At 44.3% G+C, this 13,468-nt stretch carries 10 protein-coding genes and 1 pseudogene; 9 read left to right on the top strand and 2 right to left on the bottom strand.

The window, feature by feature from the left end; all coding sequences use genetic code 11:
- Positions 1 to 96: 96 nt before the first annotated feature.
- On the top strand, positions 97 to 1,113 hold the full coding sequence (locus AC0YOD_RS21465) for an LLM class flavin-dependent oxidoreductase (protein ID WP_475801380.1): 1,017 nt from the start codon (positions 97 to 99) through the stop codon (positions 1,111 to 1,113).
- A 302-nt stretch (positions 1,114 to 1,415) separates the two neighbouring features.
- On the opposite strand, the gene AC0YOD_RS21460 is transcribed toward AC0YOD_RS21465, so the two are convergent.
- Together AC0YOD_RS21460 and AC0YOD_RS21455 are read right to left on the bottom strand one after the other, a co-directional pair.
- On the bottom strand, positions 1,416 to 1,556 hold the full coding sequence (locus tag AC0YOD_RS21460) for a hypothetical protein (RefSeq protein WP_475801379.1): 141 nt from the start codon (positions 1,554 to 1,556) through the stop codon (positions 1,416 to 1,418).
- Positions 1,557 to 1,777: 221 nt separating this feature from the next.
- Positions 1,778 to 2,413 carry a M15 family metallopeptidase gene (locus tag AC0YOD_RS21455; RefSeq protein WP_475801378.1) on the bottom strand — a complete coding sequence of 212 codons (636 nt, stop codon included), beginning with the start codon at positions 2,411 to 2,413 and terminating at the stop codon, positions 1,778 to 1,780.
- Positions 2,414 to 2,592: 179 nt separating this feature from the next.
- On the opposite strand from AC0YOD_RS21455, the gene AC0YOD_RS21450 reads away from it, so the two are divergent.
- From AC0YOD_RS21450 to AC0YOD_RS21415, 8 genes and pseudogenes are all read left to right on the top strand, one after another.
- Entirely contained in the window at positions 2,593 to 3,006 is a 414-nt protein-coding gene (locus AC0YOD_RS21450; RefSeq protein ID WP_475801524.1) for a MarR family winged helix-turn-helix transcriptional regulator, read from the top strand.
- A 31-nt stretch (positions 3,007 to 3,037) separates the two neighbouring features.
- Positions 3,038 to 4,018: a ring-cleaving dioxygenase gene (locus AC0YOD_RS21445; protein ID WP_475801377.1), complete on the top strand. Its 981-nt coding sequence runs from the start codon at positions 3,038 to 3,040 to the stop codon at positions 4,016 to 4,018.
- Positions 4,019 to 4,328: 310 nt separating this feature from the next.
- Positions 4,329 to 5,528 (top strand): serine hydrolase domain-containing protein, encoded by a 1,200-nt coding sequence (locus AC0YOD_RS21440; protein ID WP_475801376.1) that lies wholly within the window; start codon positions 4,329 to 4,331, stop codon positions 5,526 to 5,528.
- A 232-nt stretch (positions 5,529 to 5,760) separates the two neighbouring features.
- Positions 5,761 to 7,008: a TraB/GumN family protein gene (locus AC0YOD_RS21435; protein WP_475801375.1), complete on the top strand. Its 1,248-nt coding sequence runs from the start codon at positions 5,761 to 5,763 to the stop codon at positions 7,006 to 7,008.
- Positions 7,009 to 7,214: 206 nt separating this feature from the next.
- Positions 7,215 to 7,994: a hypothetical protein gene (locus AC0YOD_RS21430; RefSeq protein ID WP_475801374.1), complete on the top strand. Its 780-nt coding sequence runs from the start codon at positions 7,215 to 7,217 to the stop codon at positions 7,992 to 7,994.
- A 369-nt stretch (positions 7,995 to 8,363) separates the two neighbouring features.
- Entirely contained in the window at positions 8,364 to 10,208 is a 1,845-nt protein-coding gene (abc-f, locus tag AC0YOD_RS21425; RefSeq protein ID WP_475801373.1) for a ribosomal protection-like ABC-F family protein, read from the top strand.
- 165 nt (positions 10,209 to 10,373) lie between these two features.
- The gene (locus AC0YOD_RS21420) at positions 10,374 to 11,225 is read left to right on the top strand and encodes a DUF4362 domain-containing protein (RefSeq protein WP_475801372.1); all 852 of its coding nucleotides are present in this window, start codon (positions 10,374 to 10,376) and stop codon (positions 11,223 to 11,225) included.
- Positions 11,226 to 11,301: 76 nt separating this feature from the next.
- Positions 11,302 to 13,398: pseudogene (locus AC0YOD_RS21415) on the top strand (glycosyl hydrolase 115 family protein).
- Positions 13,399 to 13,468: the final 70 nt, after the last annotated feature.

Here is a 13,468-nt window from a genome sequence, read left to right as displayed (position 1 = left end):
TAATGTATTTTGAAAATATACAGTTCATGTTGGCTTAAGATGGATCTCATATGATCTGAAAAATCAGAACATAATATATAGAAAAAGGTGAGTATAATGTCAACAACTACACATAAAAGAGGGACTTTCCCTATTCCTTTATCCGTGCTTGATGTTTCTCCAATCGTTGTAGGAGGTACAGTAGCTGAATCACTTAGCAACACCTTGGATCTAGCACAGCATGCGGAAAAATGGGGCTATAACCGCTATTGGTTAGCTGAGCATCATAATGCCGCAAGCATTGCGAGCTCTGCAACCTCAATTGTTATTGGTCATGTGGCAGCTGGAACCTCGACGATTCGTGTAGGCGCCGGCGGTATTATGCTTCCCAATCATGCTCCGCTTGTTATAGCTGAGCAGTTCGGTACGCTTGAAACGTTATTTCCCGGCCGAATTGATCTAGGCTTAGGCCGAGCGCCAGGTACCGATGGCTTAACTGCAGCAGCACTTCGGGGCAGCAGAAGAAGCAATGGGCATGATTTTCCTGAGCAGCTAGAAGAGCTTCGTGCGTTTTTTGATCCATCGCGAGCAGAGTTTGGAATGAGTGTACGAGCTATTCCAGGAGAAGGCTTAGAGATTCCTATTTGGCTTCTAGGCTCCAGTGATTTCAGTGCGATGCTGGCAGCACAATTGGGATTGCCATTTGCTTTTGCTGGTCATTTCTCGCCTAACTTTACCGTTCCAGCTATGAATCTATACCGGAACAACTTCAAGCCTTCTGATGTGCTAGACAAGCCGAATGGCATGGTTGCGGTCAATGTTATCGCAGCAGATACGGATGAAGAAGCCGCTTATTTAGCTACATCGATGCAGCAGCTGTTCTTGTCATTTATTCGCAATACACGTGGTGCGTTGCCGGCGCCTGTTGAAGATATGAATAAGATATGGAATGAACAAGAGAAGGCAGCACTTCAACAACAGCTGGGCTCTTCCATTATCGGCGGACCTGATACTGTTCGTGCAAAGCTGAATGCCTTTATTGAAGCTACAGGTGCAGATGAGATTATGGTTGCTGCTCATATTTTTGACCATAAAGCTCGCCTTCATTCCTACGAGATTATTTCAGAGCTATAAAAGAAGAAACGGCGAGATATTGTGTTATTTGAGTAGTGTAAGGCAGTATGAAATCAAACAAACAAATAAAGAGTGCTTGTAGGGGGACATATGTGAACGCCTAGCTTCATAGGTTTTTCGAAATCACTTCGTTTTCAGTGGCCTTGTATTGACTGTTCGTTTCCGAGCCGACAAAAACGATTGTAAACATATTCACTTACTGATTCATGCTCCTTCAGTTAGCACAAAGTATAGATTACTCTTCTTACGGACCCTAGATCCGCTATTCTAAAGTTAAGCGGCTTCTTCTCCAACTAACGGACTTACGTTCCGCTATTTGGTTTCAAATGATTGATTTTTGCGTTTTTCTCATTCATAGCGGAACTGAGGTCCGTAACAATCATAATTGGTGTGTTTTCTATAGAATAGCGGAACCATTGTCCGTTAAAAGTTAAACGTGCCACTACGCACGCTCCATACGCCTACTCAGCCCCAACAGAAGTCTAAACTTCGAAAGTGGTTGGCATAATCGATACCAGTTGCGTCAATACCATTAGATAAATTAGCTCGACAGTGGGTTGACAGGCTGTTCACCTTTTTCTCAAAGTGTCCGGTGTAAGGGCACCAATTTACAGTTGCACTCTCTTTTTATTTAAAGGTTATTTATTTATTTTAAAGAGTCACATTATTCCAATGGAGGCTGCTTGCCTTTTCTAAGATCACGAATGGAATAGCCAAAATCCATTTGGAGATGCGGATAGTCAGGGAAGTTATCCCAGTCGCCCCCCCAAGAGAAGCCTAGCTGCTTCGCAATCTCAACGACCTCCATCCAGTCTGATTTTCCGTTGCCGTTACCGTCATATTTCATATCCCATACCACTTTGCCTTTCGTTGTCCGCAAGGCAAAATCGATAGCAAGTCCATAGTTATGATAAGAGTGGCCGCCTTGCACCTGTGTTACGATAGGTCCTTCCTCTGTACGACCTTTGGCATAAATGACATTCTGCTCTTCAATTGAGCGAAAGCCATCCGTAATCAAAATGGTGATACCTGCTTTTTTTGTTGCCGCAATGAGCTCTGTTTGCTGTTTGAATAGAATGGGATGCAGTGCTGTAATCGGAGCTGCGGGTTCAATGTTCATTTCAGGTATGATGCGTTCAAGCTCAAATGACCCGATTATCTTCCACAATAAAGCGGCCGAAATCGCCAAAATAATAAACAATAATAATTTATTTCGTTTGCGTCTTGTTCGAATGATAATATCGGTCTGATTGCTTCCAAGAGGCAGCCGATGTGGGGGTAAAGGATTTCGCTCAATCATGAATGTGCACCTCGCGCTTTGTATCCGACTATTTTATCATAATGAGCTGGACGTTTCCCTAGCCTGAGGTAGGGGATTCGAGCAGACATTTGACTTTTTATCAGTTTAGGTCTAAACTGATGATTATAACGAAGGTTTGAGGTGATGAAATGGATCAAAAGGATAAAGAGTCCTTCTTATTGAAGCGTGATGAACGGTTGGGCTTAATGATATGGTATCGCTTGTCGCGTGTTTATAACCAAAGTGTTCGAGAAACACAGCAGCATTTAAAAAAATGGAGCTTAACCGTTGCTCAATTTGATCTAATCGCTCAAATCGGCGTTCATGACCGTCTGACTCAGCAGCAGCTGGCGGATAAGCTTTTTGTTACAAAGGGCAATATAACACAGTTGCTTAGCAAGCTTGAGGAGCAGGGCTTCATAAAGCGAGAGCAAGATTGGAAAACAAAATATGTTTCTCTTACAGAGAGAGGCAAAGAGCTGTTTAATGATGTTGTACCTATACAAGAACACTTTCAAGCATCGCAATATAACAGTTTGGATGCAGCAGAGAAGAGGCAGCTGCTGGAGCTCCTCAAAAAAATCCAGCAATAAAGTGATTAAAAACTTTTGGGAGGGTTTCAATATGCAACTTAAAGGCATTCACCACGTATCGGCAATTACTGGAACAGCTTCGGGAAACTTTGAATTTTACACACAAATATTAGGACTGCGGTTAGTTAAAAAGACGGTTAATCAGGATGAAACCTCGGTTTACCATTTGTTTTATGGCGATGAGAAAGGAAATCCAGGAACGGAGCTTACTTTCTTTGAATTTCCGATGACCGTAAAAAACCGTGAAGGTACAAGCAGCATTTCCTCCTTGTCCCTTCGCGTGGCAAATGACGAGTCACTTCGTTATTGGAAGGATCGCTTCGTGGAATTCCGTGTTGACCATGATGAAATTATAGAACGTGCGGGCCGCAGCACACTCGCATTCAGAGATTTCGAAGGGCAACGGCTCGTTTTAGTATCGGATCAAAACAATGTGGGGGTTAGCGGCGGAAAACCATGGGATAAGAGCGCTGTTCCTGTGAAATATGGGATTCTCGGACTTGGTCCTGTACAGCTCACTGTGAAAAATCCTGAGCCAACCGTTCTAGTTCTGACGAAGCTGATGGGCTTCAAGGAAAAAGGCAAGTATCCATCAACCATTTCTGGTCAGCCTGACATCATTGTGTATGAAACAGGCGAAGGCGGCAGCGGTGCAGAGGTTCACATCGAGGAGCGTCATGATCTTCCTCGCGAGCAGCAAGGCTACGGCGGTGTTCACCATGTCGCTTTCCGCGTCGATAATGATGATGAATTGCGCGAGTGGATCGAGCATATTCGCGGCGTACGAATTCCGAACTCTGGCTTCGTAGATCGTTTCTATTTCCGCTCCCTTTATTTCCGTGAACCAAACGGCATTCTTTTTGAGCTAGCAACTGATGGCCCGGGCTTCGACACTGATGAGGATATCAATCATTTGGGCGAATCACTCGCATTGCCGCCATTTCTTGAGCCGAAGCGCGCGTCCATTGAAGCAAGACTGAAACCGCTCGAAACCAAATCTTCTCAAAACTAAGACCTAAAGTAAGCAAAAGTAATTAGTATATACAAAGACCCGCAGGATGCACTTTAAGAAAAGTGACTCTCCTGCGGGTCTTTTTTGTGTTTTTGAATTCCCTGGATTTTTAGAATGGCATGCCCTTTTAAAGTTTGTATAAGGCTGTAGGAGTGACTCTATCTCTCTCTATTCTCCCTTTCAGTAAGAGCTGGTCTAAAGTCGAGGCAGGAAGACGCCCTTGGTCGGAGTTAAAGATTTACAAAATAAGGTAAAGTTAGTTGAGCATCAAATGGAATCGGCATAAAGAAACAGCGGAGGTGGAGTGAGAATGAAGAAGAAACGTAAGAGTGGGCGGATTTGGAAGCTCATCGGGCTTATATTTGGAGTGATCTTATTGGTGCTCGCAACAGTGGTTTTCGTGCAGGTAGACTTCTCTAGCCCAAAGGATCTAGAGAAATTCGTCCAGGCTAAAATGAAGAAATCAGGGATGGCCGGCGTATCCATTGCCTTAATTAAAGACAATAAAATTGAACGTATTATTAATTATGGTGACGCTGACAAGGATCGAAGCAGGCCGATTACTAACGATACGATTTTCCAAATTGCTTCTGTTTCCAAGACAGTGACGGCGACAGCCGTCATGCAATTGGTTCAGAAGGGGGACATTGGGCTGGATGATGACATTAACATCTATTTACCTTTTCGGATCGTACATCCCAAATTCCCAGATACACCAATCACATTCCGTATGCTTCTTAACCATACTTCTGGGATCGATAACAATTGGGATGTTTACGAAAGCCTCTATACTATTCACACTGGCGGGGGCGACTCAACTCTCACGCTGGAACAGTTTATGAAGGACTTTCTTGTCTCAGGCGGCAAATGGTATGACGAAGAGAAGAACTTTACGAAAGAGAAGCCGGGTTCAACGTTCAGCTACAGCAATATTGGATATGGACTGCTAGGTTATCTAGTCGAGGTCATTTCAAAGACGCCATTTCCTGAATATTCACAGCAGCATATCTTTGATCCCGTAGGCATGACGAATACAAAGTGGCTGCACAAGGATGTATGGAATAAGGAAGTTATGAGTGTGCAGTACGACAAGAAGGGGAAGCCGCTGGTGCCATATTCATTCCCAACATACCCTGACGGCACTTTGAAGACGACCACCTCCGACTTTGCGAAATTTTATCTAGCTATCATGAACGGCGGGGAGACTGAGAGCGGCAGTATACTTTCACCGGCCACGCTTCAAGAAATGTTCAAGCCACAGTCAGACGAAGGCAATCAGGCACTAGGCTGGAGTTATTCGGCGCTCGATAGTCTCTACCTGAAAGGTATCAGTCAGGGTAAAGTCATCGGACATAACGGCTCCGATCCCGGCATTATGTCGGTTACAATGTTCAATCCAGATAATAAATCGGGAGTAATTCTTTTCTTTAATCAAGAGATACAAATAAACCTGAGAGTGATCAATCTTCATTCGATGATTAAAAGACTGGTTAAGGAATCAGGTATGTAGCAGCATATTTATGCTTTCTGTTCAAGCAAAGCCTGTCAAACGTTGAACGTAACTACAAAAATATGATGCATTATATAGTGTTTAAGAGATTCCAACAACGAATATTAAATTAGTGTTTTCCGAAGTGGAACTTGCGTGGTATATTAGGTAAAATATGGCTGTTCGGTCTAAGGGTGAAGGACGCGCCATCATTTGAAAAATCGCAACAATCCATGAAGGAGAGAGACGATTAATGAAAAAGTTTGCAGCATTATTTCTATCATTAGCTCTATTATTTTCCTTTGTTACTAGTGTTCAAGCAGAGTCAAAACCTCTAACCGTTTGGATAGGCGATGAGCAGGTCCAACTGGGTGGTAACCAAGCGATTATTGAGAAGGGAACGACACTCGTTCCTGCAAAGCAGTTTCTAGAAAAGCTTTCTTTTACGGTAACGTGGGATAATAAACAAAAAATTATTACTGCTGCAAAGGAAGGACTTGTCGTCCTTTTCCAAATCGGAAATGATACAGCTCTCGTCAACTCCGTAGAGCAAGAGCTGTTCGTAGCTCCAAAGGTTGTGAAGGGTACTTCATATATTCCTTTGCGAACGGCAAGTGAAGCTGCGGGCTATGCAGTGAAATGGGACAGTCAGAAGCAAGCTGTCTCCCTTACCATCAGGGAAGCAAGCAAAGGATTTCTATGGAAGGTAGAGAATGGGGAAAGTACGGTATATCTGCTAGGCTCCATTCATATCGCTAATGAAGCGATGTATCCGCTGCGCAAAGAAATTCAAGATGCCTATAAGGCATCGGATTATCTCGTAGTAGAAGCTGATGTTACAAAAACGGATGATCCAAAAATACAGGAAGCTATATTGGATAAAAGTACGCTTAAAGATGGCACAACACTTAAAGACCATCTGTCAGCAGATGCGTACAAAAAGATCGGAGAGATTTTGAAAGAAAATGGCCTGCCGACAACGACATTGGATACATTCAAACCTTGGAGCGTTGCATCCAGCATTGATTATTTAACGTCATTGAAATCGGGCTACAGCTCAGATATCGGTATCGATATGCATTTCTTGCAGCAGGCAGTAGCAAGTAAACTTCCTATTTTGGAACTTGAGTCTTTTGAATTCCAACTGCAAGTGTTTGATAATTATTCAGATAGGCTGCAAAAGGAAATGGTTGATGGTTCCATAGCATCCTATTACACGAAGGAGTCCGATGATTCTGCAATTGATTTCCTCTCAGAGATGTGGGTAACGGGGAATGATGAGCAGCTTCTCGCTATAACAAATGGAACAGCTGCTGATCCAGAGCTTTATAAAGTATTGCTGAAGGATCGCAACATGGGTATGGTCGACAAGATAACGGGTTATTTGAATAATAAAGAAAAGAAAACCTATTTTGTTGTAGTCGGTGCCGCGCATATGCTTGGTGAAGACGGTCTTGTAAAATTGCTTGGAGACAAGGGCTTTAAGGCTGTACGTCAATAATATAGCATGGATAGATAATATTCGGTTCGAAAGAGAAGGAAGGCAAGCCCATGTTATGCGGTGCTTGCCAGCCTTCTTTTTTTTGATCAAATGGGAAGGATGGAAGGACCTACAAAAGATAGAACTGCCGCACTCTCATAGGAATGGTTACGATGGAGAAGAATAATTTGCAAATCATTCCTTATTACAGAGAGGGAGTAAGGGCTATGCAAAGTAAAACACGCTGGCTTCATGCACTCGACTATTTATCGGCAAAGCTTGTTGGTTCGGGATTTGTATCTCTTTTATTTATTTTCGTGACTTCAGGTATTAATCTCTACGACTGGTCTGAAATCGTAGGGAACGTTTATTTTTGGTTCCTTTACGTCTACGCTATACTTTTTTCTATGCTTGTTGATTTTGTCTTGTTCAAATTAAAGCTCAATTATCGAATAGCAGCCAGCTTGTTTTTGTATATATTGGGGGGCTTTGCTCCTTTTATCGTATTGTTCAAGGGAGCTCTGGTATTTACATTTATCGCTGGGAGCATTGGAACGCTATGTGCCTTCTGTTTTTACGCGACGTCCTATTTCGTGCGGGGGAAGAGACCCTATTCAACAGTCATAGCGATACTCATGCTCATTTTTTTAGTTTTGCTGGCGACGATAGATTTTAGTGTGAAAAAACAATGGTCAGAAATCCGCACGGATCAGACCTATGAAGCAAGCTTTAAAGAATTTCATGGTGAACATGACATACCGATTCGTTTAGAGCAAGGTGAAACTTTGACATTCAAGCTCAACTGGAACAAACAAAACGAGGGCGGTTATGGCATGTCCGTTGTGAATCATAAAGGTAAATATGTAGGATTAAATAATAGAGATAGCCCCGAAAGTGATAAATACAGCTTTACGGCAGTAAAGACGGGAATATACAGAATTAAGCTCACTGGCGATCATTTAAACGGTGGATTTAAAGTGGAATGGGAGGTTGATTCCTCTTCATAAGTTACCGTCAGCAATGAGTTTTACTTGTAAATGCTTTTGGCGTTCCTGTATAATAAAGGAATATTAAAACTGATGACTGATGGAGGACCCCCCAGCGATGAAGTAGAAACATGTTTCCTGTATACAACTTGTCTAAGTACAAGCGGCGTTCTCAAGAAGTGTGAGAACCGGTCAGGGATACGTGTGTCGTTTTGGGGACCTATGGATAGTTATTCAGCAACGATAATTAGGAGATGTTCGCCCGCCATTTTATTAAATAGCGGCGTGACATGTCCCTTCATTTCGTGAACCTGATCATCCCCTTGCGTATTCGACCGTGTGCCGCTGGCCACGGTTTTTTATTATGCAAAATGAGATGGGGAATGTTTTGTGATCTTACTAAAAGTGAAGAAAGCCTATAAAGATTGGGATGGCGTAAAGCTTTTCGAGGAAGTGTCCTTCGAGGTGAGGGAGGGCGAGCGGCTTGCTTTGTTCGGACGTAATGGCGTAGGCAAAACAACGCTGCTGCAAGTATTAACCGGCAGACTGTCGCTCGACGGCGGAGAAGTGCAGCGACTGCTGCCTATTGAGGAATGGGGCTGGCTTGATCAACAGGCGGGAACGGCTTCTGATTTAACGCTTATCGAATTCGTTAGTTCCGGCACAGCTGAGTTGTATAAAATAAAGGGCGCCATTCAAGCGTTAACCCATCAGATGCAAGCTCCTGATTATAGCAAGGAGTCAGAGGAAGAGCTTCTTGAACATTATAGCGAGCTTTACGATAAATATATGCTGCTGGACGGATATGGCTGGGAGTCAAAAGTAGAGAGCTGTCTGCGACAGTTAGGTTTTGATCCTGAGCTATGGCGTATACCATTCGGACAGCTAAGCGGAGGTCAGAAGACGAAAGCGCAATTAGCGGCGCTGATGGTAAGAGAGCCGAAGCTTATTTTGCTTGACGAGCCAACGAATCATTTGGACTCCGCTGCACTGGATTGGCTCGAGAAATGGGTCGGCAGCTACTCGGGTACCGTTATTTATGTGTCACATGATCGGACATTTATCGATCATACAGCTACCTCGGTTTTGGAGCTGAATCCGGGAGGAAGCAGACGTTATCTGGGAGGTTATACAGCGTATCGGCAGCAGAAGGAGCTGGAGCTTCGTACACAGGAAGCATTGTACAAGAAAAAGGAGCTTGAGCGAGAGAAGCTGCTGGAGAGCATTCGGATGTACGCGGAATGGTTCCAGCAAGCACATAAGGCTGCCGGTCAAAATGATTTTCTTAGGTCTAAGTCTAAGAAGAATGTATCTCGCTTGCATGCAAAGGAATCGGCGCTGGAGCGACTCGAACACAATGGTGTTCAGAAACCTAGGGAAGAGACGAAGCTTCGGATGACGTTCGAGACGGAAGGCTTCGCTGCTGCAACGCTGCTAAGGATAAGTGATGCAAGCTTTGGCTATGGTGGTCATGAACTGCTATTCGAAGGTTTGGATCTAACCATTCGCAGAGGCGATCGATTGGCTGTAGTTGGTCCGAATGGAGCGGGTAAATCGACGCTGCTTAAGCTGGCAACAGGAAGCTTAACACCGCTCTTCGGCGAGGTTAAGGTTCATCCGCAAACACGAATTGGTTATTTTGAGCAGGAGCTTCAAGGTTTGGAGGATAAGAGCACGATCCTGGACAGCTTGCTCATGCTGCCTGGTATGACACAGACTCTCGCGCGAACGATTCTGGGCTGCTTCCTATTTTCGAGAGAGGATGTTTTCAAGCGTATTGGGGATCTGAGCATGGGAGAGAGATGCAGAGTCGCTTTTCTGAAGCTCTTTTTTGGAAAAGCGAATTTATTAGTGCTTGATGAGCCGACCAACTATCTGGACGTCAGCACTCGCGAGCAGGTGGAGGAGGCGTTGCAGCATTATCCTGGGGCTGTTTTGCTGGTTACACATGATCGTTATTTAATCCGTCAAACAGCGAATCGCCTACTCATTATGGATGGGAAAAGCCAGCCCAGATTGTTTCCGGGCACCTATGAGGAGTATGTCTCGAAAGATCGCAGTCTTACCCTTTCATTGGAGCAGCAGGGCAGTCAGAACGAGAAGGAGATGCTGGGTCTTAGACTGACACAATTAATGAGCAGTGTTCAACCTGAAACCGCTGCTGAGCAGGAGCTGCTCATGGAGGAAATACGGAATATTCGCGCTCAAATCAATCGTTTAGCAGAGGCAGAGTAACCTCTACATTTTCAGGAGACAGCGGTTTATAGCGGAGGAGCGGGTACTAAACCTGCTCCTCCGCCTTTTTTTTGCGAAGAAGGATTGAATTAGGATAAGACGTAACAATTGCTGGTCTAACATCGTCTACATATTTATGGAATAAATGTAGGCAGGAGGAAATGAATGGTGAGCGTAAAAAAGGCGATTATGATAACCGCATGCTTCTTGATATTGATGGGCTGCCAAACCATTTTCCAAAGCAAAAAGAGCCTCGATGGGAGTCCTTACGATTACACCATTAACGAAGAGGAAGATGTAGTAGTTAAATTGAGCGGGGCTTCAGATAGGACGAAATTAGATGCTTTTATGAAAAAGGGAGAAGGCGTGCAGCGGATCATACACTATACGGATGAAGGGGATCCCATATATTTTGATCTAATGTATAAGAGCGAAGGCGGAATCAAGCTGCGCTACGACAATACAAAGGATAGTTTTGGCTCACCGAGAGTGGATACTTATTCGTGCAAAGAACTGCAGAGGGAGGAAACGGATAAGGAGCTAACCTATAAGGCAGTTGGCTGCGGAAGTGATCAACAGGAATTTCTACTGCTCCATTTCTCTTATGATGTTGAGGAGCAAGACAAGTTTGAATTCTCATTGAAATATGGCGTAGGCCAAAAAAATGAAATCAACACAATGGAGAAAAAGCTTGTGAAGGATCTGGTTATAGATGGTTTAGCCGAAGTGAAAGATTTTGAATTAACGAAAGAAGAGCGTGCTCTTATATATAAAAAGATGGTACTGGCTAATTTTTTGTCTGAAAAGCATTTCACTAACGGTTGCAGACAGATACCATCGGGTCCCTATACTTTAAAGATCCAAATAAACGGCAAAACACTAGATTATACGTGGGAAAACTGCGAGAACAGTAAGGACGGCTTAGCCATGACGGAATTAGCCAAAGAAATCATCGAGATTGTGAGAGCGAAGGATGAATACAAGAGCTTGCCTCCTGCTAACGGTGCATACGAATAATCTACCATACTACCATACAAGGTGATAGTATATAGCTATATTTTAATAAGGTGCATGGTTAAAGGAGAGAGCGTCTATGAATGCGGGCATAAGAGAGAAGTCGTTAACGAAGGATACCACAATAGCTATTCTTATGGAGCAGACAACAGCGATTGGTCATGCTATTCGAATGATAGAGGCCGATCAACTAGCTGTTTTTGGGCAAAATCCTGTATGGCAATATAGTCAAAATGACGGTGCAGACATCGTCGTCCGATATGCGGAGCCTTGGGATCGGTGTCCAAATTGGCCAGAAGCATTTGCATTTCGGTTCCAGCATAAGGACAAGAGCGATGAGCCTCAGCTGCATATTATCGCAAATGATGAACTCGGACTGATATATGGATTACTCCATTATAGTAAGAATGTACTTGGTATTGATCCCTTTTCATTCTGGGGAGATTTGCCTCCGGCAAGAAGAGACAGCATTCAAATAGCTGCTGAAGATTATGATTCTGTGCAGCCTAAGGTGCGCTATCGCGGCTGGTTTGTTAATGACGAGGTATGCTTGCTCGGGTGGAAAGACGAATATCCGCCCACTCAAGAGGTATGGCTTCCGGTATTCGAGGCACTGCTGCGCTGCGGCGGCAATATGGTAATACCGGGTACAGATTTGCCCAAGTCGGGTATTCATACGAAGCTTGCTGCCGAAATGGGACTGTGGGTGACGCATCACCATGCGGAGCCGCTTGGCGCAGAAATGTTTCTACGAGCCTATCCAGGCAGACAAGCCAGCTACAAGGATCATCCTGAGTTATTCGAGACGCTATGGCGGGAGGCCATTGAGAAGCAGAAGGATGATCGGATCGTATGGGTATTATCATTCCGTGGACAGGGAGATAAGCCGTTTTGGGAAAACGATCCTTCATTTGATACGCCAGAGAAGCGCGGAGCAATGATTTCTTTTGTAGTATGCAGGCAATATGATATGGTCCGCTAGGCTGTCACTGAACCGGTGTGCTGCATGGCGATGTATGGTGAAATTGCAGAGCTGTACAAAGCCGGACATATCGATGTGCCGGATGGAATTATTAAAGTATGGGCAGATAATGGCTACGGACAGATGGTATCGCGCAGACATGGGAGTCTGAACCTTCGTATTCCTGCATTGCCGGTTGCTAGTGACAGCGGGAAACATGGTATCTACTACCATGTCACGTTTCATGATCTGCAAGCGTCCAATCATCTCGCCATGTTCTCAGCTCCGCCCGATCTGATTGCGAATCAGCTCGAGGCATCATTTAACGCAGGCGCGTCGGAGTATGTGCTTGTTAACTGCGGTAACATTCGACCTCATATTTATACGCTGGACCTCGTTGCACAGTTTTGGAATAACGGCATGGCTAATACACAGGAGCATCTTAAGCGTTTCATAGCTAGGCTGTTCCAGTCGGAGCATGATGTCATTCTTGATTTATTTAATCAATATTTCGAAGCCACAATTGCCTATGGACCAAATGATGATGATAGAGCAGGCGATGAGTTTTATCACCATCCTGCTCGTAAAATAATCGGCCATTGGCTGCAAGGCAAAAATCATACCACTGATGAACGTCTGATTTGGGCGACAGGCCATATCCCATTCGAGCAGCAAGTGGTTTGGTTCGCTGAGAAAACGGAGGCAGCTATACCAGGGTGGAGAAAGCTGAGGGAAGCTTGTCTATCACTTATGAAGAAAATGCCGGTCGCTGAAGCGCAGCGGCTGCAAGACCATCTGCTTCTGCATATCGAGCTGCATCTTAGCGGCTGTGAAGGCTTTGCAGCATTATGTAAAGCGTATGCGGCATATGAGCGAGGCGAGTATGCGATTGCCTTCGTTAGAGCGTCTCAATCCATGTGGAGCTATGGAAGCGGGCAATCAGCGTTGAAGCAGTCGGAGCATGGCAAATGGGCGCAGTTCTACCGAGCTGATTGGCTAACCAACATTGACAATACGATACAGCACACCGACACTCTTCGTCGTTATTTACGCATGCATGGGGATAGTCCGGACATGTTTCTTTGGTATAAGGAATTTATTATGCCAGAGACCGAGAAGCATATTTATTTGGAAAATACGCATCGAAATCCACCTAAGGATGACGATTTGGCTATTATGCTTCGTGACAAGTTCACGGAGGACGGTTTGATATAACAGCGGCGTAATGGTTGTTATGACAAGAGCATCATTTATTAAGCTGCCTTTATGGTCATGCTTAATCATT

Source organism: Paenibacillus sp. J31P13 (assembly GCF_056269295.1).
Note: the sequence above shows the minus strand (reverse complement) of the source record. Positions and strands in the feature narration are given on the sequence as shown.

Coding starts and splice junctions, on each gene's coding strand:
- AC0YOD_RS21430 (WP_475801374.1), top strand. CDS start 7,215: ATGCAAAGTAAAACACGCTGGCTTCATGCACTCGACTATTTATCGGCA.
- AC0YOD_RS21440 (WP_475801376.1), top strand. CDS start 4,329: ATGAAGAAGAAACGTAAGAGTGGGCGGATTTGGAAGCTCATCGGGCTT.
- AC0YOD_RS21445 (WP_475801377.1), top strand. CDS start 3,038: ATGCAACTTAAAGGCATTCACCACGTATCGGCAATTACTGGAACAGCT.
- AC0YOD_RS21455 (WP_475801378.1), bottom strand. CDS start 2,413: ATGATTGAGCGAAATCCTTTACCCCCACATCGGCTGCCTCTTGGAAGC.
- AC0YOD_RS21435 (WP_475801375.1), top strand. CDS start 5,761: ATGAAAAAGTTTGCAGCATTATTTCTATCATTAGCTCTATTATTTTCC.
- AC0YOD_RS21465 (WP_475801380.1), top strand. CDS start 97: ATGTCAACAACTACACATAAAAGAGGGACTTTCCCTATTCCTTTATCC.
- AC0YOD_RS21420 (WP_475801372.1), top strand. CDS start 10,374: ATGGTGAGCGTAAAAAAGGCGATTATGATAACCGCATGCTTCTTGATA.